The organism is Oceanimonas sp. GK1, from assembly GCF_000243075.1.
Lineage (GTDB): Bacteria > Pseudomonadota > Gammaproteobacteria > Enterobacterales > Aeromonadaceae > Oceanimonas.
In genome coordinates this window covers 760,011-782,082 of record NC_016745.1, presented here as the reverse complement: position 1 = coordinate 782,082, position 22,072 = coordinate 760,011, and the positions used below count along the sequence as shown (strand labels likewise).

Sequence of the window (22,072 nt, the reverse complement as noted above, 5' to 3'; positions counted from 1 at the left end):
CCCTAATCCCTGTCGTTGCCCCGCAATGAGATTTCTCCCCCCAGGTAGCGCTTGATCTCGCCGCTTTCCAGCTCCAGCAGCAGTGCGCCCTGATCGTCGATGCCCCGGGCGGTGCCGTGCACTTGCTGCTCGCCCATCAGCACCCGTACCGGCTTGCCGTTGAAATGATCCAGCCGGTTCCAGCACTCGCGAAAGCCGGCGATGCCCTCCTGTTCAAAACGCGTCAGCGCCCGCTGTAGCCCCTGCACCAGGGCGATCACCAGGCCGTTGCGGTCGGTGATCTCGCCCAGCTCCGCCAGCTCGGCCCAGGGCTGGGTAATGCGCTCCTGCTCGGTGGCAGGCAGCACCAGATTCAGGCCCATGCCGATTACCAGATGACAGGGGCCACCGGCGGTGCCCGACATTTCCACCAGTATGCCCGCCAGTTTGCGGCCGTTGAGGTAGAGGTCATTGGGCCACTTCAGCTCGATACCACCAAAGCCGGCGCTTTCAAGGGCTTCCACCACGGCCACCCCCACCACCAGGCTGAGCCCCATGGCCGCGGCCATGCCCTGCTCCAGTCGCCAGTACAGGCTCATGATCAGCTGGCCGCCAAAGGGGGAAATCCAGGTACGACCGCGCCGGCCCCGACCCGAGGTCTGGCACTCGGCCAGGCAGACATCCCCCTGGCTCAGGCGGGGGATGGACTCCAGCCAGTGCTGGTTGGTGGAGCCGATCACCGGGATCACCTCCACCCGCACCGGTGCCAGTGCCCGGGAAAGCCGCTCGGCGTCCAGCAACTGCAGCGGCACCGCCAGCCGGTAACCCTTGCCGCTGACACTGTAAATATCGAGCCCCAGGCTCTTGAGCGCCTGTACATGCTTGCTGACCGCCGCCCGGCTTATCTGCAACGCATCGCCCAACTGTTCACCGGAATGAAACTGGCCGTCGGCCAGCCGTTTCAGCAGCGCTTCGCGCAGCGGGGTCAGTTCAGACATGCCAGCGCCTCGTCCAGATGGGTTTCGCCTTCGGCACCGATCATCCGGACCTCCGGCTCCAGCACCACGCCAAAGCGCTCCCGAACCCGTTCCCGCACCAGTGCCGCCAACCTCAGAATGTCTTCCGCGGTAGCGCCGCCCCGGTTGACCAGCACCAGGGCCTGACGCTGGTGCACGGCGGCACCGCCCACGCTGGTGCCCTTGAGTCCGGCCTGGTCAATCAGCCAGCCGGCAGCCAGCTTCACCAGACCACCTTCCGCCGGGTACAGCGGCAAGCCGGGCCAGGCCAGCGTCAGCGCTTCACCCTCAGCCTGGCTGACCTTGGGGTTTTTGAAAAAGCTGCCGGCATTGCCGAGCTCGGCAGGATCCGGCAGCTTGGCCCGGCGGGTGGCACAGACTCGCTCAAACACTTGCCGGGGAGTGACATCCTCACCCAGCTCCCCCAACGGGCCATAACCCAGCACCGGCTGCCAGACCTTGGGCAGGCGCAGGGTAATGGACAGGATCAGGTGCTCCCGGGCGGCATGCTTGAACACGCTGTCCCGATAGCCAAAGGCGCATTCCGCCGCCGACCAGTGCCGCATCTCACCGCTGCGCCAGTCATAACTTTCCACCTGCTCGCAAAAACGGGACAGCTCCACGCCGTAAGCGCCGATGTTCTGAATGGGCGCCGCCCCGGCGGTACCCGGGATCAGCGCCAGGTTCTCCAGCCCCGGCATGCCCTGCTCCAGGCAATAACACACCAGATCATGCCAGTTTTCACCGCCCTGCACCCTCACCCGCCAGGCGTCCCCGGTGTCGGTCACTGTGATGCCTTTCAGCCGGTTCACCAGCACCTGTCCTTTAAAGGGCGCGGTAAACAGCAGGTTGGAGCCCTCCCCGACCACCAGCCGGGGCCCGGGGTAGCGGGCCAGCTCGGCCAGTTGTTCCCGCCGTTGCAGGATCACCACCTCGTCGGCCTGCTGTGTCAGGCCAAAGGTATTAAAGGGAAACAGGGAATGGGTGTTGCTCGGCATGGTATGGGTGTCCTGAAAAAATGCCGGGCCAGTGTACCCCAAGACGCCGGCGGGGTTAACCGGCCCCGCCTTCCCGGCACTGTTACCCATTGGTAAAAGTGATTTACCGCAACCGCGAGGGTTACCATCTTGATTCGTGCCGGCTTTTCCCCTGAAATCGAAGGCCGATAACCTCAGGAGCCAATACCATGAGCCATGCCCGCAGCGAACAACTGATTCAACGCTATTACCGCGCCTTTAACGAGGGCGACATGGACACCTTTCTCGGCCTGCTGACCGAGGATGTGGTACACGACATCAACCAGGGCGGGCGCGAAACCGGCAAGGCCGCCTTTGCCGCTTTTATGGAACGCATGAACCGCCACTATAAAGAGCAGCTGGTGGACATGGTGATCATGGTCAATGCCGCCGGCGATCGGGCCGCCGCCGAGTTCGTGGTGCTGGGAGAATACCTGAGCACCGACGAGGGCCTGCCCGAGGCCGCCGGCCAGCGCTACCGCCTGCCCGCCGGCGCCTTTTTCGAGATTGAAAACAACCAGATCGCACGCATCAGCAATTATTACAACCTGAGTGACTGGATAGCCCAGGTCAGCCCATGAGCCTGCGCATTGAAACGGTCACCGGTGAGCAGATCATTCCCTGGCTGAGCGAGCTGGCCGAACTGCGTATCAGCGTGTTCCGGGACTTTCCCTACCTTTACGACGGCAGCCTGGACTATGAGATGGACTATCTCGCCACCTACACTCGGTGCGCGCACAGCCTTTGTGTACTGGCCCTGGAGGGTGACCGAGTGATAGGCGCCTCCACCGGCCTGCCCCTGGCCGAGGAAGTGGCCGAGTTCACCGCCCCCTTTGCCACCGCCGGCCTCGACACCTCGCGCATCTTCTACTGCGCCGAATCGGTACTGCTGCCCGGCTACCGGGGGCGGGGCCTGTACCGGGCCTTTTTTGAGGGCCGGGAACGGCATGCCCAGGCCCTGGGATTTGACACCGCCGCCTTCTGCGCCGTGGTGCGTCCGGATCACCACCCGCTGAAGCCCGATGATTACCGGCCACTCACCGAGATATGGGCCCGTTTCGGCTATCACCCTGAACCCGGCCTGCTCACCCGGTTTCGCTGGAAGGACCGGGATCAGCCCGAAGAAACTGCCAAGCCCATGCAGTTTTACCTGAAGTCCCTGGAGGCACCACTATGACTCGGCCCCTGGTACTGGCCTGCGCCCAGTATGACATCGACTTTCTCGGCAGCTGGCCGGCCTTTGAGCGCAAGCTCGACCGGCTGCTGGCCGACGCCCTCGCGCAAAACGCCAACTTTGTGCTGCTGCCAGAGTATTTTTCCATGGAGCTGGCGTCCCTGTTCGACGAGTCGGTGTACCGCAACCTGCATGCCCAGCTCGATGCCATGCAAAGCCTGCTGCCGGACTTTATCCATGCCTTTTCAAGCCGGGCGAAGCGCCATGGCCTGCATATACTGGCGGGCACCATACCGGTGCGGCTGGCGGACGGCCGTTTCGTCAACCGGGCCCACCTGTTTCGCCCGGACGGCAGCCACGACTGGCAGGACAAGCTGCAGATGACCCGCTTTGAAAGAGAGCAGTGGCACATCAGCGCCGGCGAGGAAATAAAGGTGCTCGACACCGCCTTTGGCAAGGTCGGCGTGGCGGTGTGCTACGACAGCGAGTTTCCGCTGCTCGTGCGCCGCCAGGTGGAAGCCGGCGCCCGGCTTATTCTGGTGCCCAGCTGCACCGACACCGAGGCCGGTTTTCACCGGGTACGCATCGGCAGTCAGGCCCGGGCGCTGGAAAACCAGTGCTTTGTGGCCCAGTCCCCCACCGTGGGCGAGGCGCCCTGGTCGGAAGCGGTGGACGTGAACACCGGCCGCGCCGCCATCTACACCCCGGTGGACTACGGCTATCCCGACGACGGCATTCTGGTGATGGGTGAAGCAAATCAGCCCGGCTGGGTGGTGGCCACCCTGGACCTGGATGCCCTGGACACCGTGCGCGCTCAGGGGCAGGTATTCAACCACAGGGACTGGGACGGCCAGCTAGGTTACTGACTCTGTGAGCCCGTCACGAGAAGCACCAGCAGGGTTGCCTTCGCCGACACGCTTCGAGCACCTCCATGTGACGCTCGGCAAATGCCTTCCATGGCATTTGACGGTCGGCTATGGCAATCCCTGCTGCTGCTTCCTGTAACAAAAGAGCACCTGCGGGTAATTCAGGGAGAAGCACTCTCGGCCAGAAAAGCCTGTACCTCGTCGGCGGCCACGGCGAAGTTGAAGTTGCCCCAGGCCGACACGCCCTTGGTGGTAATACCCACCAGATTGCCGCTTTCATCAAACAGGCCGCCGCCGGACGAGCCGTAACTGATGGGCGCCGTGGTCTGAATAATCTGCACACCATTCTGGTTGCGCCGGGCGGAAACAATGCCCTCGGTCAGCGTCTTGTCGAGCCCCGCCGGCGAGCCGATGGCAAACACCCGCTCCCCCACCTGTAGCTGCTCCACGGAGCGCGCTCTCTGAATGAAGTCCAGCCGGCGTCCGTCTTTCAGGGTCAGTAGCGCCAGATCCCGCCTCGCATCCGTATACAGCACCCGCCACACCATGATGTCCGCTTCCCGCACCGGCTGCTGGCCATCCCGGCTGATGCTCACCGGCACGCCGCCCGCCGCCACCAGATGGTAGCTGGTCACCGCCCGGTAAGGATCGATGGCCACCGCCGAGCCCAGGGTCAAGGGCTCCAGCCCCGCTCCCAGTTGTTCATACACCACCACCTTGTACACGGCGGGACCGCGCTCGGCATAAAGGTCGGCGGCCGACACCGCCGGCCCCACAGCGGAAAGCAGTTGCAGCCGGGGCGGCGTCAGCAAGGCCTGGCGGCGGGCACAGTCGTCATCCCCAAGGGTGGCGCAGGCGGCAAAGTGCCGGCCGGCCAGGCCGGGATCCTTCACGGCAGGATCGTGTTCACCGGCATAGATTTCGCCCAGCAGCTTGTGGGCCCGGGACCGCCACTGCGGATCCTCGCTGTTGCTCAGCCGCATCAGCCCGTCGATGGCCTCCCCGGTATTCTGCGCCGTGCCGCGGCCTTCCAGATACAGTTGCGCCAGCCGGTAGCGAGCCTCGGGCTGATCCCCGGCAGCGGCCTCCCGGTAATGGCGAAAGGCGGCGGCATCGTCGCCGGCCAGCCGGGCTGCATAGGCGGCCTGCTGTTGTTCGCCGGCATTCATGCCACACCCGGCCAGCAACAGGGAAATGAACAGGAAAGTCAGGCTGGATTTCATGCAGGCTGTTCCGCTGAGGGAGAAAGCCTAAGCATAGCAGGACTCAGCCCCGGGCTCGGCGCCGGACCGGCCCCCTGCGTTTGCGGGGCGGCTTGCCCCCCTGCAGGCCACGAAAGGCGTCGGGTTTGACGCTGTCGATCAGCATCGGCAGCTGCCCCTGCAATTCTTCCATAAACTGGCGATACCCCGCCTGTTTGCGGCTGATGGCATCCAGCACCGCTTCCCAGCGGGCGGTCATGTCGGGGGTGGTGGCGGACGCGGGCAGGCTGTCGACCAGCCGGCTTCCCGTTTCGGTGGCGTGAATTTGCCGGCCACGGCGCTCAAGAAAGCCACGAGTAAACAGCAGCTCGATGATCCCCGCCCGGGTGGCTTCGGTGCCCAGGCCGTCGGTGTCCCGCAGAATTTTTTTCAGCTCACCGTCGGTCACAAAGCGGGCGATATGGGTCATGGCCGAGAGCAGGGTGGCGTCGGTAAAGGGCCGGGGCGGCTGGGTCTGCTTTTCCTGCAGTTCGCCCTGCAGGCACTGCACCGTATCCCCCGTCTTCAGGGCCGGCAACTGAGCCTGCAGTTCGTCATCCTCTTCCTCGTCGGCCTTGCCCTGGGTAAACAGCGCCTTCCAGCCTGCCACCTGCTGTTGCCGGGCTCTGGCCACAAAGCGGCCGCCGGCGATCTCCAGCTCCACTTTTTTCTCGTCCAGCTCCTGATGAGGGTAAAACTGGGCGGCATACTGGCGGGCGATCAGCTCATAGATTTGCCGCTCTGTCCCGGACAGCCGGGCGCCGTCGGTGTGGCGGGTAGTGGGAATAATGGCGTGGTGCGCTTCCACCCTGGCGTCGTTCCAGGCCCGGCCGCGAATGCCGGTGTCGGCGGCGGCCACGGCCTGCGACAGTCCCGGGCAGACGGCAGCAATGGCCGCCAGCACCGCCGGCCCCTGGCCGAAGTGCTCGGCGGGCAAATAACGGTTGTCGGAGCGAGGATAGGTAATGAGCTTGTGCCGTTCATAAAGCCCCTGACACAGATCCAGCACCTGTTTGGCACTGAGCCCGAAGCGGCGGGCGGCGTCGATCTGCAATGCCGACAAATTGTAGGGCAGCGGCGGTGGAATGCGCTGGCGCTTGTTGTCGGCGGCCAGCACTCGGCCCGGCTGACCGGTAATACGACGAATGACGTTTTCCGCCAACGCCCGGGACAGCACCCGGCCCTCCTCGTCCTGCCAGGGCTGGCAGGCCTCGCTGGGTTGCCATTTGGCGCGAAACTGCGCCTTGCTGTCGGTTTGCAGCAGCGCCAATACCTCATAAAAGGGCTTGGGCCGAAAATCGGCAATGTCCCTGTCCCGGCGCACCACCAGCCCCAGCACCGGGGTCTGCACCCGGCCTACCGAGAGCACGCCGTTGTAGCCGGTGCTGCGCCCGGCCAGGGTGCACAGCCGGGTCATGTTGATGCCGTAAAGCCAGTCGGCCCGGGAACGGGCCAGGGCCGACACCGACAGGGGCACGAAGTCTTTATTGGGCTTGAGCGTGGCCAGGGATTTTTTCACCGCCGCCGGGTTAAGATCGCTAATAAGACAGCGCTGCACCGCTTCCCGTTTGGCGGCGGGCACGTTGCAGTAGCTGATGACTTCGTCCACCAATAACTGCCCTTCCCGGTCCGGGTCCCCGGCGTGCACTATGCTGTCGGCCTCTTTCAGCAGTTTTTTCAGCACCGCCAGCTGCTTTTTGGTGTTGGGCTTGGCCACCAGTTTCCAGTCGTCGGGAATGATCGGCAGGTGCTCCCGCCGCCACTGTTTGAAAGCGGGATCGTAGGCGTCGGGCTCGGCCTGCTCCAGCAGGTGGCCGATGCACCAGCTGACCACGTCGCCGTTGGCCAGGCGAATAAAGCCGTCACCCTTTTGCTGGGGCTTGGGCAGCACCTCGGCCATGGCCCGGGCCAGGCTGGGTTTTTCGGCGATATAAAGAATCATGGGAATCGTCTGATAGCGAAGTGGCAGTCGGCCAGAGTGAGTACTCCACCGACACGCTGCAAGCACTTCCCTGTGGCGCTCGGCACCTGCCCTCCCTGGCAGGTGACGGTCGGTGGAGCACATTCACTCTGCCCTCCTTCAGGCATGTTCATCGCCCAAAGAGACACACACTCGGCTCAGTAATCCTCGTTCAGCAGAAAGTCGTCCATGGCCTCCACCAGGTAGGGCCAGTCGGCTTCGGGCACCGGGGTGACCGGGTCTTCGTCTCCTTCGCCGTATTCGTCCCAATAGTGGGCGCGCAGGGCCAGGGCGAAGTCGGAATAGTCCTCGGCCAAAGCCTGGAGCGGGCCAAACCAGACAATACGGGTCAGGCCGGTGGTGAGGTCGTTGAGGTATTCGGTGAGCACCTGGGGATCCGGGTACTGGGCCATCAGCACTTCAAACCGCTCCCGGGCGGACATCTGCTGATCCGGGTCCAGCTCGCCCAGCTCGGCCACATGCTGCAGGTAGTCGGTGAGCACGAACTCCCGGGCCTGTGCTTCGCCGGCCAGCCACTGGCAGCGGGTTTCCTTGCGGCTGATAATGGACAGCGCTATTCCCTCATCGAGAAAGCACAGGGCCCACAGTTGATCGTCCATCGGTTACTCCATGGCGGCTGAAAACAAACAGCCGCCAGTGTAACGGAAAACCTGGCAACACCAAAAACAGTGGCATCACCGCCACAGCCGGGTCAGTTTGTCTCGGCGCAAAGCGAGTAACACCAGCCCGGCCAGCAGGTAGATGAGGGGTTCAATCCAGCCCGATTTGACCGACCACCAGAAATGCACGCACACCACCAGCACCGTGGGGTAAATCCAGTTATGCAGCCGTTGCCAGTGACCGCCCAGGCGGCGTTGCCAGCCCTGGGTGGAGGTGATGGCCAGCAGCAGCAGTACCACCCAGGCAACCATGCCAAGGGTAATAAAGCCCCGCTTGATAATCTCTTCACCAATCAGCCCCCAGGCCAGCTGCAGATCCAACAGCACCCAGGCCAGCAGGTGCAGGCTGGCATAGGCAAAGCACCACAGCCCCACCGCCCGGCGCAGCCGCACCAGGGGGCCGAGCCGAAAGCGCCGGGCCAGGGGCGCAATACACAGGGTCAGCAACAGCAGGCGCAGAGCCCAGATGCCGAGGTAATGCAGCAGCTCGGGCACGGGGTCGGCACTGAAGTGGCCGGCGGCAAAGCCCCAGGGCAGCCACAGCAACGGCAGCGCCGCCAGGCCGTGCACCAGCAGCCGCAACCGGCGCAGGCGCGGGGCATCGAGCCGCATCAGTAGAACTTCCTCAGATCCATGCCGGCATAGAGCGAGGCCACTTCCTCTTCGTACCCGTTGAACATCAGGGTTGGCTGGCGCTCGCTGCCAAACAGCCCCCCCGCACCGATGGCCCGCTCGCTGGCCTGGCTCCAGCGCGGGTGATCCACCTGCGGATTGACGTTGGCATAAAAACCATACTCGTAAGCCGCCAGCTGGTTCCAGGTGCAGGGCGGCTGATGCTCGGTGAGGCTGATGCGCACGATCGACTTGATGCCCTTGAAGCCGTACTTCCAGGGCACCACCAGCCGCACCGGGGCGCCGTTCTGGTTGGGCAGGGTCTTGCCGTACATGCCCACCACCAGCAGGCTGAGCGGATTCATCGCCTCATCGATGCGCAGCCCCTCCACATAGGGGTAATCGATACCGCCCCCCACATAACGGGAGGCCTGGCCACGCATCTGCTCGGGATCGTAGAGGGTTTCAAAGGCCACGTATTTCGCCTTTGAGGTGGGATTGGCGGCCTTGATGATGCTGGCCAATGGCACCCCCAGCCAGGGAATGACCATGGACCAGGCCTCCACGCAGCGGTGACGGTAAATGCGTTCTTCCAGCCGCTGTCTCTCCAGCCAGGCCCAGACATCAATGGTTTGCGGCTTGTCCACCTCGCCGTCGATCTCAATGGTCCAGGGCCGGGTTTTCAGCCCCTGAGCGTAGCGAGCCGGATCCGACTTGTCGGTGCCGAACTCGTAGAAGTTGTTGTAGCTGGTGGCCACCTGCTCGGCGGTGTGCGTCAGCGCCGGCCGGTAGGCCTCGGGCCGGTCAAAGGTCAGCGGCATTTGGTTCGAGGGTGCGGCGGCCTCTTCCTTGCCCAGCAGGCTGCTGAACACACTGGCGCCGGCGGGCAGGCTGAGGGCCGCCGCCCCCAGCCCCAGGCCCTGCAGGATGCGACGCCGCTGCTGATACACGGTTTCCGGCGTGACCTGGTGCTCTTTCAGCTCCGACGTTTTTCGAACCTTGATGCGCATGAAGACTCCTGAAGACGTATTTTGTATACAAAGAGCATGACAACGCCGAAAAACTTTCGTCATTCCTCCTTGCGTTTAAAGGTTCCGGCTTCGATGCCGTGACGGCTGAGCAGCTTGTAAAAATCGGTGCGGTTGCGTCCGGCCAGGGCGGCAGCCTGGGTAACGTTGCCGTCGGTCATGCGCAGCACCTTGTTCAGATACATGCGTTCAAACTCGGCCCTGGCCTCGTTAAAGCTGGGAAACTGCTCGTCACTGCCCGACAGCAGGCCTTCCACCAGCTGGGCACCAATGACCGGAGCAGAGGCCATGGCCACCGCCTGCTCCACCAGGTTGCGCAGCTGGCGCACATTGCCCGGCCAGTGCGCCGAGGCCAGCAGCGCCAGGGCATCGGGCGCAAAGCCGGTCACCGGGGTGGACTGGCGCTGTCGAATTTGCTCAAGAAAGTGCCGCGCCAGCAGCGGAATGTCTTCCGGCCGCTCCTTCAGTGCCGGCAGGGCCAGATTGACCACGTTCAGCCGGTAGAACAAATCTTCACGAAAACGCCCCTGCTCCATGGCCGCCACCATGTCGCGACTGGTGGCCGACAGCACCCGCACATCGGTCTGGATGCTCAGGTTGCCCCCCCGGGGGCGGACCTCCTGCTGCTCCAGCGCCCCCAGCAGCCGGCCCTGCAGCCGGGGCGGCAGCTCATCCACCTCATCCAGCAGCAGGGTGCCGCCGGCGGCGGTGACCAGGGCGCCGGCATGGTCCGACACCGCCCCCTCGAACGCCCCCTTGACGTGACCGAACAGCTCCGACTCCAGCAGCGGCTCGGTCAGCGCGCCGCAGTTGAGCACCATAAAGGGATGGTCCCGGCGCGGGCTGGCCTGGTGCAGGGTGCGCGCCATCAGCTCTTTGCCGGCACCGGCGGGGCCGGTGATCAGCACGCTGATATCGAGGGGGGCGATACGCCGGGCCTGCTCCAGTACCCCCGTCATGGCCGGGCTGCGGGTCAGCACATCGTGCTGCCAGCCGTCGTCAAAGGCCGGCAGCGACACCGCCAGCGCCTCGTTGATGGTGCGGCGCAGGGCTTCCTTGTCAATGGGCTTGGTAAGAAAACCGAATACCCCGGCACGGGTGGCGGACACCGCATCGGTAATGGAGCCGTGGGCGGTCATGATCACCACCGGCAGGCCCACGTGCTGGCGCTGAATGCGGTCAAACAGCGCCAGACCGTCCATGCCGTCCATTTTCAGGTCGCTCAGCACCAGATCGGGGCGTTCCTGCTCCAGCCATTCCAGCGCCTCGGCGCCGGAGGTAGCGGTAGCCACCTCAAACCCTTCGCTGCGCAGCCGAAGTCCCAGCAATTTCAGCAGGCTGGCGTCGTCATCTACCAGCAGTATCCTGGCCTTGCGCTTCATTGCCCGTTTTCCTGATAACGACGTTCGTTGATCTGTTCGTCAATGGTGGCCAGCTCATTCAGCTTGCGGGTCAGGGTATTGATCTGCTGCTGGCGGTCCGTGACCACCCGGTTAAAGGTGATCAGCTCCTGATTGTAAGCCTGGTGAATGGCAAAAAATTTCTGCAGGTGGGTATTCACCCCCGGCAGCACCCGGCTGAACAACTGCTGGGCCTGCTGCCGCTGGGCCAGGTTGGCCTTGGGATGGCTCAGCCACAGCGCCAGCACCAGATCATTGTCCTGCCCGGGCTGCTGCAGCCGCCGGATCTCGTTCAGCCGCTCTGCCTCGCTGCTTTGCATGATGCCGTTCGACAGCTGCAGCCAGTGCAGCAGTTCGTCGTTGCTGCTGGCCTCCAGCGAGCGGGGCAGGTGCAGCTCGCCAAATGAAAACGGTCCCGTGGCGCTGCACCCGCTCAGCAGCAGTGCCAGCACGCCACATACCCATACTTTATTCATCGCTATGTTCCTTGTTACCGTGCCCCGGCAGGCCCAGCTCAAAGCGGACCCAGCCCGGTTGTGTTGAATCCAGCGTCAGCCGGCCACCCATGCTGATGGCGGCTTCCCGCGCTATGCTCAGGCCAATGCCCGAGCCCTTGAGCACGCCCTTGCGCTCCTGGCTGCCCTGCACAAAGGGCTCGAAAATGCGCTCCCGCTCGGCGGCCGGTATCGGCTGGCCGCGGTTGGCCACGCTGAGCACATATTCCTGCTCACCGGCCCTGGCCTCAATGTGAATGTCACCGCCTTCGTCACCGTAGTTGACGGCGTTGGAGATCAGGTTTTCCAGCACCAGCCGCAGCCGGTGATTGTCCGCCAGCGGCGGCGTTTCATCCACCGCCAGGCTGACCCGAATGCCCTTGTTTTCCAGGGTCAGGCGATGGGCCTCCAGGCTCTCCTCCAGCAGCGGCGCCAGCGCCACCGGCTGGCGGAAGACCTGCACCTGCTGAATGCGGTTGTAGTCGAGCAGTTGTTCAATCAACCCCTGCAGCCGAAAGCTGTTGTCCACCAGCAACCCGCAAATCTCCTCCTGCTCGGCGGTGAGTGGCCCGGTGACCTTTTCCGCCAGCAGGTCGGCCCCTTCCCGCAGGCTGGCCAGGGGGGTTTTCAGCTCGTGGGAAAGGTGGCGCAGAAACTGTAGCTTCTGGGCTTCCAGCTCCCGCAGCCGGTGGTGCAGCCAGCGCAGCCGTTCCCCCAGCTCCACCAGCTCGGCGGGACCGCGGATGGGGCGCTCATCGGGCTCGCCCCCGGCCCCCAGCCCCTGAATGCGCTGTTCCAGCTGGCGTACCGGGCGAATGATCAGGTAGGTAAACAGCAGCGCCAGCACCAGACTGGCGCCGCCCAGGCCGCCGCTCAGCAGCCACATGCGCTGACGCATCTCGGCCACTCGCTCGCGCAAACGCACAATGCGCACGTCGATCTGCTCCCGGGCCAGTCGATCCAGCTCCACATTGGCCTGGTTAAAGGCATCGAAAATATCGGCCCGCTCGCGGATCTGGGCACCGCTGGCCTGGGCCAGATCCACCAGCTCCACCAGCTGGCGCCGCAACGAGGCGTCGAGCTCCCCCGCATCCACCACCCGCAACAGCGGCTCCATCTCCTTGCGATAACGCTCCAGCAACCGCAGATATTGCAGCCGCAGATCCGGCGCCTCCAGCACCGCGTAACGGCGAATGGCCCGCTCCATGTCCAGCGCCAGATCGTTCATGTCTGAGGCCCGGCGGGTGTCGATCACCGCACTTTGCATGCCCTCCTCCGCCAGCCGGTTCACCTGCTCCAGGGTACGGCTGTTCTGGATCACCAGCAGGATCAGGGGCAGCAATACCAGGGTGAAGGCGATCAACACCAGCCGCAACAGCGAGCGGGGGGCAAAGCCTCTGGCCGCTTTTGACATCAAGCTCTTGCTCCACAATCGGGGATGAAAGAAGCGCAGAATAACAAAAATGCCGGCAAAGGCGGATCGGGAATGTGCCGGCCGGCCCGGCATGGACGGACTATGCTGAAAATAGGGCCGGGTACTCAACTATCAAACATAAAGGCAAGGGCGATTGGCCCCTCGGCAAAATGCCTGCCACACTCGGCTTATCAGCAAGTTAAAGGAGAATGGCCATGGCAACAGTAAGCGAAATCATGCGGCACAGCCTGCCGCTGCTGACCCAGGACATGTCAATTTCGGAAGCACTGGATCGCATGCTGGAGTCCGGCCTGAGCGGACTGCCGGTGGTGGACTCCCAGCGCCGCATTATCGGTTTTCTGTCGGAGCAGGACTGCATTCCCAAGCTCATCAACGCCAGCTATCACTGCGATAACCGCATTGTGGTGGCAGACGTGATGCGCCACGATCCGCTGACGGTGACGCCCGATACCGACGTATTCGAGCTGGCGCGCACCATGGGCGGCCCCAAGCCCAAGCTGTATCCGGTGGTGGAAGGCAAAAAAGTGGTCGGCATGGTCACCCGCCATCAGGTGATGAGCTTTCTCAACAACCAGCTCAAGACCTGCCTGGCCACCTACTGAGCCCAAGCGCAGGATCACCAAGGGGCGCCTCGGCGCCCCTTGGTGTTATCTGTGACCTTGACTTACAGCAGACCGTCTACGGTCTCACTCAGCTCCGCCGGCCACACCCCGCACTGCACCTGGCCGATATGGCCCAGTTGCAGCAGCAACATGGCGAGACGAGACTGGCCAATGCCGCCGCCGATGGTCTGGGGCAGCTCGCCCGCCAGCAGCGCCTGGTGCCATTCCTGTTCGGCGCGTTCTTCGTGGCCGGTCAGCGCCAGCTGACGACGCAGGGCGTCCTGATCCACCCGAATGCCCATGGAGGAAATCTCAAAGGCGTCTTCCAGCACCGGGTTCCACACCAGAATGTCGCCGTTGAGGCCGGCCAGGCCGTCCTTGCCCTCGGTGGACCAGTCGTCGTAATCCGGGGCGCGCATGTCGTGGATTTCACCGTGGCTCAGCTTGCCGCCGATGCCGACCAGGAAGACAGCACCCAGCTCTTTGGCGATGGCGCGCTCGCGGCCCTTGGCGTCGAGCTCCGGATAACGGGCCAGTAGCGCTTCGGCATGCAGCACCTGGATCTTCTCCGGCAGGAAGGGAGTGATGCCAAACTCGGCAGCCGCCGCCTGCTCGGTGCGCTTGATGGCGCCATAGATGCGTTCCACGGTCTGCACCAGAAAGCCTTCATGGCGGTCTTCGGCGCTCATCACCTGCTCCCAGTCCCACTGATCCACGTAGACGGAGTGAATGGGGCTGAGACGGTCTTCGTCCGGGCGCAGCGCCTTCATGTGGGTATAGATGCCCTCACCCGGCTCAAAACCGAAACGTCCCAGGGTGTGGCGCTTCCACTTGGCCAGGGAGTGCACCACTTCGTAACTCTCACCGGGAATGGCCTTGACCTTTACCTGCACCGCCTTTTCGGAGCCGGACAGGTTGTCCTGCATGCCATCACCCAGACGGCTGAGAATGGGGGCCTGAACTTCCAGCAGATTGAGCTGCTGCGCCAGCTGACCGGAGAAATACTCCTTTACGAATCGGATTTGGCGTTGGCGTTCTATGTAGGCTTTTTTCATCTCATCCACCTGAGCTTGCTGATTGGTTTTGAAGAATAATCATGGAAACGAACACCAAATTCAACAACCACTGGAAAAAACTCATTTACGGATTTAGATTCATCAAAATAATACAAAAATTTTAAGGAATCGTTAGATGCACCTGGAAAAAGGCGATGTTCATTATCGAATCGACAATCTGGACAAATCCATTCTGATGGCGCTGATGGACAATGCCCGCACCCCCTATGCCGAGCTGGCCAAGCGTTTTGGCGTCAGCCCCGGCACCATTCACGTGCGGGTGGAAAAGATGAAGCAGGCAGGCATCATCGAAGGCACCCGAGTACAGGTGAACGCCAAGAAGCTGGGTTACGACGTCTGCTGCTTTATCGGCATCATACTGAAAAGCGCCCGGGACTATCCGCGGGCGCTGGCTCAGCTGGAAGCGCTGGAGGAAGTGGTAGAAGCCTATTACACCACCGGCCACTACAACATTTTCATCAAGGTCATGACCCGCTCCATCGACGAGTTACAGCGGGTACTGATCCACCGGCTGCAACCCATCGAGGAAATTCAGTCCACCGAGACCCTGATCTCGTTGCAGCAGCCCATCGATCGGGACGTCACCCCCTGATCAGCCACAGGCCGCCAGCGGCCGGCCCAGCTCACGGATGGCCAGCCGGTCCTGGCGCAGCACGGTAAAGGCATCGGGGCCGAACCATTCCAGCGAGGCACTGGCGTCAGGGTCATTCAGCAAGGGCGCCAGAAAGGCCCGGTAGTCCACACATCCCTCGAACAGCGGCACCATGCCATCCCGGCAACCGGCGGCGGCGTAGACATTGCCCGGCGCAAACACCGCCAGCCGTTCCCGGTCACTGACGTTCTTGAGGTGAAAATAATCCACATGGGGCCTTGTCTGTGCCAGCAAGGTCAGCGGATCGTCTCCCCCCTCCCATACGTGCAGGGTGTCGAAGTTGAGCCCGAACGCCGGGTGATTCACCTCCTCCAGCAACCGCAGGATCGACTCGCCGCCATCCGCCAGGGTGCCGGGATGAGTTTCCACCAGCAGCCGCAGGCCATGATCGGCGGCAATCAGGCACTGCTCGCGCAGGGCTGCCACCACGGCGGCACGCTCCGCCGGTGAGGTCTCGGCGCTGCCCTTGCGCCCGGCAAAGGTGCGCAGACGCGGCGCTCCCCACCGTTCGGCCAGATCGCACAATAGCTGGGTTTGCCGGCGCCGCTCCGCCGCCGGTCCCTCCGTGGGCAGATAATCGCTGAGCATGGGCACCCTGAGCCCGAAGGTGCCCAGCCAGTCGGCGTTGTACTGGGGCTGCGCTGCCAGGTTGCGGGCATGGGCGCCCCACAGTTCGATGCCGCTGAAACCGTGGTTACGGGCCCACAGCGCCAGCTCCGCCAGAGACACCAGATGATGACGAAAACTGATGGTGCACAAGGCCAGTTCCATCAGGCTACCTCCCGTTCAGTTTGCGCCAGACCGTGATGCTCACACCAGACGGCGAATACCCTCTCCAGCTCGCCCTTGATGCCAAACTCGACGGCATCGAGTTCGTTCAGCTGCCGTTCAATGCCTGCCACCAGGCCCAGGTCCTGGCTTTGGGCCAGCTTGAGCAGCTGATAATGCAAGGCCCGGAAACCGGTGATCAGCGCTTCAATCTCGTCGCACCAGTGTTCGAAGTCGTCGTTGGCCAGCCCCAGCTCCCGCCAAAAAAAAGCGAAACCGTGCTCATAGGCGTATTTGCGCACCGAAATCACCGGCAGCTCGCGCACCGCCCGCTCCAGGCCGGACAGGGCCACGCCGTTGGTGCCCTGCACATGGGCGGCGAGGATCCCTCGCACGCCCTGGGTCAGGGCATTGTGCCCGGGCTGAAAACAGGCCTGGAAGTAATCCCGCACCAGGGCCGGGACCGGTGTCTTCGCCTGGCTGCGGTCAAAACGCCAGCCGCCGGCCACGGTGGGCTGATCCACCGCCTGTAGAATGCGAGCCTTAGGCAGCTCGCCTTCCCAGCGGTAGTCCGGATCCCGCATTCGCCAGATGTCCGGGTCTGCGGTGGTTTCCAGCAACACATAATGGGGGAAGGGGTTCTGGTTGAACTTGTTCTCCCGCTCCGGCAGCTGGTACAAGTCCAGCATCACCATGACCGAGCCGGTGTCGGGCCGCGCCTCGACCAGCTCACACAGGGTGACGATATTATCGGCCTTGCCGGCGTCGTCTCTGTACCAATGGTGCAGATCCACGCCGTAGAGCCGCTCGAACCAGTCCCGGAAAAAATCATGATTGATGGAAGGGGCGTGATAACGCAGCGTCCAGTCCGGGCCGATGGCGAAATCCGCATCCCACACCGAGAAGTAGTAGGGCCGGTGATCGATACCGGCCTGCTTGAGGGCATCGCACACACAGCTGACAAAACAGTGCACCTTGATGTCTTCATACTCCTCACCGTGCACCCCAAGATTGGCCCCGCCGACCTGGCTGTCCTCAACCTGGTCGGTGACAGGAGCGACGGCGCCCAGCCGGCCGAGAAAGGCGGCCAGCCCGGCCACGGTGTCAAAGTCGTCCCGGCCGAAGGCGGTGTCGGGGATCACAAAGCCCAGGTCCAGCTCCAGGTGCATCAGCAGTTGCAGCACCTGAATCGAGTCCAGGTACAGATCCTCGTTGAGCCGGGCCTCGGGGCCGAAGGCCGTCAGGTGCGGGTGCGCCAGGGTATCCCGCAGCACCGAGTGAATGGCAGTGATGATGGCGTGCTGCTCCATTAGCATACCTCCTGTTCGGTCAGTGCCAGGCTGCCATCCTCGAAGCGGGCCGCCACCTCCCGGCGACTGATCTTGCCGTTGTGCTGACGGGGAATTTGTTGCAGCTGCTGCATTTCAAGGGGCAGCTGATGCCGGGCCAGCCGGCCCTGGCACCATTCCCGCAGCTCGGCCGCCGACACGATACGATCCGCACTGAACAGCAGGCAGACCCGCTCGCCGGCAAAGGCATCCGCCTTTCGGATCACCACGGCGTCGCGCACCGCCTCCATCGCCATGACCACGTCTTCCACCTCCTGGGGGTAGACGTTGAGGCCGGCGACGTTGATGGTGTCGTCCAGCCGGGCCACAAACACCAGCATGCCGTCGTCCCGGCGCCAGCCCAGATCCCGAGTATGAACAAGGCCATCGTCGCCCTGCACCACCAGCTCGCCGGGGGCGTCCTGGCCGGGGGCATTCACCAGGCTCAGGTGCGGCAGCACAAAGCCGATGTCACCGGCAGCCTGCACGTCCGGGTTGATGGCAATGCAGCCGGCCTCGGAGCAGCCGTACTGCTGAAACAGATGCCGGCTGGATTTTCTCAGCGCCTCAAACCAGGGGCCGGGCAGCACGGTACCCGAGGTCATCACCCCGTGCAGCCGCTCACCGGCGGGCAGCAGGCGGCACAGGGTATTGAGCATGGCCGGCGACGAATAGAGCAGCGGCGCCGACAGCTCCCGCAGCCGCCGCAGCAGATATTTGGGATTGAGGTTGTCGATCACCACCGGCTGCTGACCCCGCTTCAGCGCCACCAGCAGGCCCGCGATCAGGCCATAGGAATGGGTCACCGGGCAGGCGATCACCGCCGTCATCGACGCCGGCTCGGTAAAGGCGGACACATAGCTGTCGAGCTCCCGCTCGATGCTGGCCCAGGTACGGGCGATGCACTTGGGCTCCCCGGTGGTGCCCGAACTCATCTGCAGCAACTCCCCGCCCTCGGCCGGGGTCACGCCTCCTTCCAGTCGTTCAACCTGCTCACCGTGGATCAACCAGTGGCAACCGGCCCGCTGTGCCGCGCGCCGCGCCGCCGCCAGTGGCAGCTCGCCGTGCAAAGGCAGCACGCTGCCGCCCGCCTCACGCAGCAGGAAGAACCAGGCCAGCCAGTCGGCGGTGTTGCTCAGACAAACCGCGTAACGGTAACGGGGGCAGTTGGCCAGAGCCGGCAGGGTACGCAGACGCTCGCCGGCCTCGGCAAACCAGGCTTGGTCAATATAGTGATCATTTACATACAACATCGGATTCAGCTCTCGTAACAGGATTCAGTTCCGGACTTAGCGGGTTGGAGACCAGGTGATGACATTCCACCCGGTTGCCCGACAACTTGCGGGTCAGCAGAGATTCGGCATAGATGTGGGCAGCGCCATGGCCCAGTTGCATGAGACGGGCCTGCAGCCCGTGCGCTTCGGCGTGGGCCATCAGTCGGCCGGCCAACAATGACCAGAAGCGGGATTCAGGCAGGCCGTAGTGACGCTCCAGCAGCCAGGACACTTCACTCAGGTTGAACACGAACAGGGTGTCCATCACCAGCTCCCGCAGCCACTCCGGGGTTTCCATCCAGTAATACTGGTTGGGCTCCGCCTGCCGGTAGCAGGGGTCCAGCGCCAGGAAGTCCGGTACCTGCCCGGGCTCACGCAAAAAGTCGGGCACGTATTCCACGCTTTCGTGAAAGTCCCTGAGCACCAGCCGGCTGGGCCAGCCCTGCTCGTGCAGCAACACCATGTTCTGACCGTGGGCTTCCAGGGCGATGCCATGGGCCACCAGCAGGTGCCAGACCGGCAGTACCGCCACCTCGAACAGCCGGTGCAGCCAGCGTTCCAGGCCGTGGTGAGTAATCCAGTCATCGACGAAGGGGCGGCCATCGCGCTCCACCATCATCAGGGCATTGAAGGGGACAGCGCTTTCTTCGTGGCGCAGCAGGGGCATCAGGCTTTGGCGCCAGATGGCGGCCAGTTCGCCCTGCTCGTCGGCAATTACGCCGGCGTACTCCGCCAGCAGCACCAGAGGGTAGCGCTCGGCAAACAGCGCATCGCTCTGCACCACGCGCTGCAGCCAGCGGGAGATATGGGGCGCGCTGCACACCGAGTGCGGCGCTATGGTGCGCTTGGATGAGGTGTTCACCATGTTCATCGCCAGCTTGACGTTGGCCCGCTCCGGGTGCGAGACATTGAACAGGGTGCGCACCGACTGGCTGGCCTGGTACCGGTCTCCGGCCTCGCCGAGACACAGGCACTGCTGCCGGCCGGTGAGCACCCCACCCAGCTGCCGCCACTGCCAGGGATGCAGGGGCAGCAGACCATGGGCCTGCCAGCTGCCGCCCTGGCGGTGCAGACGCTCGTCCAGCTCATGCCAGACTTCCGAGCCCAGCTCCTGCTGCCAGAACGCCGCTTCGTTGTTCGGCAGGGACTGGCGCAAGCGCTGACGGGGCACCGCCAGCCAGACCAGGCGAAAACTCCGACCCGCCTCGGGGCCGTAGTCCTCGTGGTCCCGCTCGCTGAAGCCGGTGCGGGCCTTGAAACAGGGATGGTAAGGATGGCCCTCGTCCAGGGCCGATTCCAGCCCGGCATAGTCCAGTTCGCGCCGGGACAGGGGCGCACTGAGCCGGTGCTGGTTCCAGCGGCACAGGCGCACCGTCTGGGCCAGCTCCTCCGCCAGCCGCTGCCGTGCCGCCTCCAGCGCCGGCAGGGTGGCCAGCAGCCGCGGTACGTCGGCCGCTCGCCAGTGGTCGCCTTCACGTCGCTGCAGGCTGCCGGTCTGAATGCGTACCCGGTCAAAGGATCCCACTTGAGCCCGGCAACGATAATGATCGCCCTGCTGCTGCCAGCACAGGAAACGGCCTTCCTCAAAGGACTGCCAGCCCCAGGGCAGGCGTTGCTCAAACAGCAGGGCTTCCACCAGCTGGCGCAGCACCCGTTGCTCGGGGTGTTCGTGCTGTGCGTCAGGCAACGGCATGGGTCACCTCCTTGAGCGCCTCGGGGCACAGGGGGTTGGGCAAGCGGGTGTAAATCGCCTGCTCGTTGTCGGCGTCCAGCTCGTCCACGTCATAGAGGCGGGTCAGCAAATTGCCCTTGGCAGGAATAAAGGGGCGGCTCAGCAGCGACAGCGCAAAATCGCGGCCGGCGCCCTGCAGTTGTTCGCCGAGTCGTTCCAGCCGCCGGCGCAGCAGCGTCACCAGACAGGCCTCGTCGATCAGGCCGTCATTGCCCATGCGGCTTACCACGGCACACACCTGGTTGACCACGGCGTAATAGGCAAAGCGATCCCGGATTTCCTCGTCCGGGTAATAGAGCGAGGCCGTGCCTGCCGCTTCCGGCAGCAGCGCCTGCAGGGAGTCGCGGTAGCGCTCAGACAGGTAATAGCCCTGGTTGTCCCGGTAGACATAGCCGGTGGGATAGCCCTCGCTCACCCGCAGCAGGCTGTTCTGCTGATGGGCCTCCAGGGCAATGCCGTGCTCGTCATACAGGCAGATCAGCGGCTCCAGGGCGCAATCCAGGTAGCGTTCAAACCAGCGCCGGCACACCATGGCCGGCGTGTCGCCGTCCCGCGCCACAATGTCCGCAATCAACCCGGCCAGGGCGGAGGACTCACCGGGCAACGGCTCGGCGGTCAGCGCCGCCAGGTTGGTGACCCCCCGGCCGGCCTCGCCGGAAAAGGGGTTATCCCGCACTATCACCTCAAAGCCGCTTTCCTCCTGCCCGGGCAGATCCAGGGTGATCCAGGCCGGATCATGGAGCATGCCAAAGGCCGGATAGCGCCGGGCAAAGCCGGTGCGTTCCAGCAGGCGATCCATCATCAGGCCGGCATCCAGTTCATGGCTTCGGTTGCGGCGCAGGGAGTTGGTGATGCGCACCGGAATGGAACACTTGATCATCCAGGGCAGCGCCTCGCAATAGAGGGTGCGCACCGAGGAGGTGGCGGTAAACGCATGGCCAGCCGGCCCCAGGTGAACCAGGCTGCCGTCTTCCATCAACGCCTGGATCGCCGGCGTCAGCAGTAGCGCCTCGGCCTGCAACGGGTGTATGGGCAGTAACAGCTTGCCATCATCACGGGCCAGGCGGGCGGCATCGGCTCCCAGCAGGGTGTTGACGATGGCGGGCACCGATGTGGCCCGGGAAGAGCGGTGACGTACCAGCTCGGGGCGGGCGGCGAAATAGTGCAGGGCAAAGCGGCCGCGCTGCTCCGGGGCATAGCAGCGTTGCTGCCAGTCGGTCATGCCCTGCCGGCTTTTGGGGGTGGGATGCAACCAGTGACCAAACAGCAGCGACTGTTCGGTGTCGATAAAATGGGCCGGGGCCGCCTGATCCCGGGCGCCCTCGATATGCTCCATCATGTGCCGGTAGCTGTCGGTCAGCCGGGTCAGCAATTCCAGCTCCTGCCCTCGCAACCGCTCCTCATCGCCCAGGCAAAAGCCGCGGTAGATCTCGTGCACCAGCATCAGCACGGCGGTAAAGGCCTCGGTCACCCGCCAGCCGTGCTCCCGGCTACGCCGCAGCCATAAGCGGCCAAAACGGTGACAGCCGACGAGCGAGCGATAGGTCAGCTCCACCCGCAGCATCGCCTGCTGGCTGGCCAGGGGCAGTTCCACACAGTCCACCGTGGCGGGCAGGCCACTGTTGGCGGAGCCCACCACATGGCCGCACTGCATGCCCGGCTCCACTTCCCGCAGATAACAGTTAAGAAAGGCCCTCAGGGTGGCCTGTTCCGCAATATATCGTGATGATGTGCTCATC

General features: G+C 63.9%; 21 protein-coding genes. 5 read left to right on the top strand and 16 right to left on the bottom strand.

All coding sequences use genetic code 11. From position 1 onward, the window contains the following. Positions 1-2: 2 nt before the first annotated feature. A complete protein-coding gene (birA, locus tag GU3_RS03740) occupies positions 3-977 on the bottom strand; it encodes a bifunctional biotin--[acetyl-CoA-carboxylase] ligase/biotin operon repressor BirA (protein WP_041542902.1) in 975 nt (324 codons plus the stop codon). After that, positions 965-1,993 carry a UDP-N-acetylmuramate dehydrogenase gene (murB, locus tag GU3_RS03735; protein WP_014291223.1) on the bottom strand — a complete coding sequence of 343 codons (1,029 nt, stop codon included), beginning with the start codon at positions 1,991-1,993 and terminating at the stop codon, positions 965-967. Before murB ends, birA begins: the two co-directional genes overlap by 13 nt. A gap of 188 nt (positions 1,994-2,181) precedes the next feature. Between murB and GU3_RS03730 the strand changes: the two genes are divergently transcribed. The 3 genes from GU3_RS03730 to GU3_RS03720 are packed head-to-tail and all read left to right on the top strand — an operon-like array spanning position 2,182 to position 4,051. Continuing rightward, the gene (locus tag GU3_RS03730; RefSeq protein ID WP_014291222.1) at positions 2,182-2,592 is read left to right on the top strand and encodes a ketosteroid isomerase-related protein; all 411 of its coding nucleotides are present in this window, start codon (positions 2,182-2,184) and stop codon (positions 2,590-2,592) included. Then, a complete protein-coding gene (locus tag GU3_RS03725) occupies positions 2,589-3,188 on the top strand; it encodes a hypothetical protein (protein WP_014291221.1) in 600 nt (199 codons plus the stop codon). Before GU3_RS03730 ends, GU3_RS03725 begins: the two co-directional genes overlap by 4 nt. Then, the gene (locus GU3_RS03720; protein WP_014291220.1) at positions 3,185-4,051 is read left to right on the top strand and encodes a carbon-nitrogen hydrolase family protein; all 867 of its coding nucleotides are present in this window, start codon (positions 3,185-3,187) and stop codon (positions 4,049-4,051) included. Before GU3_RS03725 ends, GU3_RS03720 begins: the two co-directional genes overlap by 4 nt. 161 nt (positions 4,052-4,212) lie before the next feature. On the opposite strand, the gene GU3_RS16590 is transcribed toward GU3_RS03720, so the two are convergent. From GU3_RS16590 to GU3_RS03680, 8 genes are all read right to left on the bottom strand, one after another. Then, positions 4,213-5,274 carry a trypsin-like peptidase domain-containing protein gene (locus GU3_RS16590; RefSeq protein ID WP_014291219.1) on the bottom strand — a complete coding sequence of 354 codons (1,062 nt, stop codon included), beginning with the start codon at positions 5,272-5,274 and terminating at the stop codon, positions 4,213-4,215. A gap of 43 nt (positions 5,275-5,317) precedes the next feature. Beyond that, positions 5,318-7,234, bottom strand: coding sequence for a DNA topoisomerase III (locus GU3_RS03710; protein ID WP_014291218.1), 1,917 nt, complete (start codon positions 7,232-7,234; stop codon positions 5,318-5,320). 176 nt (positions 7,235-7,410) lie between these two features. Next, entirely contained in the window at positions 7,411-7,872 is a 462-nt protein-coding gene (locus tag GU3_RS03705) for a hypothetical protein (protein ID WP_014291217.1), read from the bottom strand. A gap of 75 nt (positions 7,873-7,947) precedes the next feature. Next, positions 7,948-8,544 (bottom strand): sulfite oxidase heme-binding subunit YedZ, encoded by a 597-nt coding sequence (locus GU3_RS03700; protein WP_014291216.1) that lies wholly within the window; start codon positions 8,542-8,544, stop codon positions 7,948-7,950. Then, complete coding sequence (msrP, locus tag GU3_RS03695; protein ID WP_014291215.1) at positions 8,544-9,554, bottom strand: protein-methionine-sulfoxide reductase catalytic subunit MsrP; 1,011 nt, start codon at positions 9,552-9,554, stop codon at positions 8,544-8,546. Before msrP ends, GU3_RS03700 begins: the two co-directional genes overlap by 1 nt. 59 nt (positions 9,555-9,613) lie before the next feature. Further along, positions 9,614-10,954 (bottom strand): sigma 54-interacting transcriptional regulator, encoded by a 1,341-nt coding sequence (locus GU3_RS03690; protein ID WP_014291214.1) that lies wholly within the window; start codon positions 10,952-10,954, stop codon positions 9,614-9,616. Further along, positions 10,951-11,448, bottom strand: coding sequence for a hypothetical protein (locus GU3_RS03685; protein ID WP_014291213.1), 498 nt, complete (start codon positions 11,446-11,448; stop codon positions 10,951-10,953). Before GU3_RS03685 ends, GU3_RS03690 begins: the two co-directional genes overlap by 4 nt. After that, on the bottom strand, positions 11,441-12,880 hold the full coding sequence (locus GU3_RS03680) for an ATP-binding protein (protein WP_041542900.1): 1,440 nt from the start codon (positions 12,878-12,880) through the stop codon (positions 11,441-11,443). The genes GU3_RS03685 and GU3_RS03680 overlap by 8 nt, the downstream gene beginning before the upstream one ends. A gap of 215 nt (positions 12,881-13,095) precedes the next feature. Between GU3_RS03680 and GU3_RS03675 the strand changes: the two genes are divergently transcribed. Beyond that, complete coding sequence (locus tag GU3_RS03675) at positions 13,096-13,503, top strand: CBS domain-containing protein (protein ID WP_014291211.1); 408 nt, start codon at positions 13,096-13,098, stop codon at positions 13,501-13,503. 62 nt (positions 13,504-13,565) lie between these two features. Here the strand turns inward: GU3_RS03675 and asnA are convergent, their stop codons facing one another. After that, on the bottom strand, positions 13,566-14,558 hold the full coding sequence (gene asnA, locus GU3_RS03670; protein ID WP_014291210.1) for an aspartate--ammonia ligase: 993 nt from the start codon (positions 14,556-14,558) through the stop codon (positions 13,566-13,568). A 136-nt stretch (positions 14,559-14,694) separates the two neighbouring features. Between asnA and asnC the strand changes: the two genes are divergently transcribed. Beyond that, positions 14,695-15,171 (top strand): transcriptional regulator AsnC, encoded by a 477-nt coding sequence (asnC, locus tag GU3_RS03665; RefSeq protein WP_014291209.1) that lies wholly within the window; start codon positions 14,695-14,697, stop codon positions 15,169-15,171. On the opposite strand, the gene GU3_RS03660 is transcribed toward asnC, so the two are convergent. The 5 genes from GU3_RS03660 to GU3_RS03640 are packed head-to-tail and all read right to left on the bottom strand — an operon-like array spanning position 15,172 to position 22,071. Then, on the bottom strand, positions 15,172-16,002 hold the full coding sequence (locus GU3_RS03660; protein ID WP_014291208.1) for a sugar phosphate isomerase/epimerase: 831 nt from the start codon (positions 16,000-16,002) through the stop codon (positions 15,172-15,174). After that, positions 16,002-17,309: a DUF6005 family protein gene (locus GU3_RS03655; protein ID WP_014291207.1), complete on the bottom strand. Its 1,308-nt coding sequence runs from the start codon at positions 17,307-17,309 to the stop codon at positions 16,002-16,004. The genes GU3_RS03660 and GU3_RS03655 overlap by 1 nt, the downstream gene beginning before the upstream one ends. Continuing rightward, positions 17,309-18,580: an AMP-binding protein gene (locus GU3_RS17260; RefSeq protein WP_014291206.1), complete on the bottom strand. Its 1,272-nt coding sequence runs from the start codon at positions 18,578-18,580 to the stop codon at positions 17,309-17,311. The genes GU3_RS03655 and GU3_RS17260 overlap by 1 nt, the downstream gene beginning before the upstream one ends. Next, positions 18,564-20,294 (bottom strand): IucA/IucC family siderophore biosynthesis protein, encoded by a 1,731-nt coding sequence (locus GU3_RS17255; RefSeq protein WP_014291205.1) that lies wholly within the window; start codon positions 20,292-20,294, stop codon positions 18,564-18,566. The genes GU3_RS17260 and GU3_RS17255 overlap by 17 nt, the downstream gene beginning before the upstream one ends. Further along, entirely contained in the window at positions 20,281-22,071 is a 1,791-nt protein-coding gene (locus GU3_RS03640; protein ID WP_014291204.1) for an IucA/IucC family siderophore biosynthesis protein, read from the bottom strand. Before GU3_RS03640 ends, GU3_RS17255 begins: the two co-directional genes overlap by 14 nt. Position 22,072: the final 1 nt, after the last annotated feature.

Excerpts from the sequence above, each read along its gene's own strand:
- murB (WP_014291223.1), bottom strand. The coding sequence starts at position 1,993 with ATGCCGAGCAACACCCATTCCCTGTTTCCCTTTAATACCTTTGGCCTG.
- GU3_RS03725 (WP_014291221.1), top strand. The coding sequence starts at position 2,589 with ATGAGCCTGCGCATTGAAACGGTCACCGGTGAGCAGATCATTCCCTGG.
- GU3_RS03640 (WP_014291204.1), bottom strand. The coding sequence starts at position 22,071 with ATGAGCACATCATCACGATATATTGCGGAACAGGCCACCCTGAGGGCC.
- GU3_RS03685 (WP_014291213.1), bottom strand. The coding sequence starts at position 11,448 with ATGAATAAAGTATGGGTATGTGGCGTGCTGGCACTGCTGCTGAGCGGG.
- msrP (WP_014291215.1), bottom strand. The coding sequence starts at position 9,554 with ATGCGCATCAAGGTTCGAAAAACGTCGGAGCTGAAAGAGCACCAGGTC.
- GU3_RS03690 (WP_014291214.1), bottom strand. The coding sequence starts at position 10,954 with ATGAAGCGCAAGGCCAGGATACTGCTGGTAGATGACGACGCCAGCCTG.
- GU3_RS03700 (WP_014291216.1), bottom strand. The coding sequence starts at position 8,544 with ATGCGGCTCGATGCCCCGCGCCTGCGCCGGTTGCGGCTGCTGGTGCAC.
- asnC (WP_014291209.1), top strand. The coding sequence starts at position 14,695 with ATGCACCTGGAAAAAGGCGATGTTCATTATCGAATCGACAATCTGGAC.
- GU3_RS03660 (WP_014291208.1), bottom strand. The coding sequence starts at position 16,002 with ATGGAACTGGCCTTGTGCACCATCAGTTTTCGTCATCATCTGGTGTCT.
- GU3_RS17260 (WP_014291206.1), bottom strand. The coding sequence starts at position 18,580 with ATGTTGTATGTAAATGATCACTATATTGACCAAGCCTGGTTTGCCGAG.
- GU3_RS17255 (WP_014291205.1), bottom strand. The coding sequence starts at position 20,294 with ATGCCGTTGCCTGACGCACAGCACGAACACCCCGAGCAACGGGTGCTG.
- birA (WP_041542902.1), bottom strand. The coding sequence starts at position 977 with ATGTCTGAACTGACCCCGCTGCGCGAAGCGCTGCTGAAACGGCTGGCC.
- GU3_RS03680 (WP_041542900.1), bottom strand. The coding sequence starts at position 12,880 with ATGTCAAAAGCGGCCAGAGGCTTTGCCCCCCGCTCGCTGTTGCGGCTG.
- GU3_RS03720 (WP_014291220.1), top strand. The coding sequence starts at position 3,185 with ATGACTCGGCCCCTGGTACTGGCCTGCGCCCAGTATGACATCGACTTT.
- GU3_RS03655 (WP_014291207.1), bottom strand. The coding sequence starts at position 17,309 with ATGGAGCAGCACGCCATCATCACTGCCATTCACTCGGTGCTGCGGGAT.
- GU3_RS03730 (WP_014291222.1), top strand. The coding sequence starts at position 2,182 with ATGAGCCATGCCCGCAGCGAACAACTGATTCAACGCTATTACCGCGCC.
- GU3_RS03705 (WP_014291217.1), bottom strand. The coding sequence starts at position 7,872 with ATGGACGATCAACTGTGGGCCCTGTGCTTTCTCGATGAGGGAATAGCG.
- GU3_RS03675 (WP_014291211.1), top strand. The coding sequence starts at position 13,096 with ATGGCAACAGTAAGCGAAATCATGCGGCACAGCCTGCCGCTGCTGACC.
- asnA (WP_014291210.1), bottom strand. The coding sequence starts at position 14,558 with ATGAAAAAAGCCTACATAGAACGCCAACGCCAAATCCGATTCGTAAAG.
- GU3_RS03710 (WP_014291218.1), bottom strand. The coding sequence starts at position 7,234 with ATGATTCTTTATATCGCCGAAAAACCCAGCCTGGCCCGGGCCATGGCC.
- GU3_RS16590 (WP_014291219.1), bottom strand. The coding sequence starts at position 5,274 with ATGAAATCCAGCCTGACTTTCCTGTTCATTTCCCTGTTGCTGGCCGGG.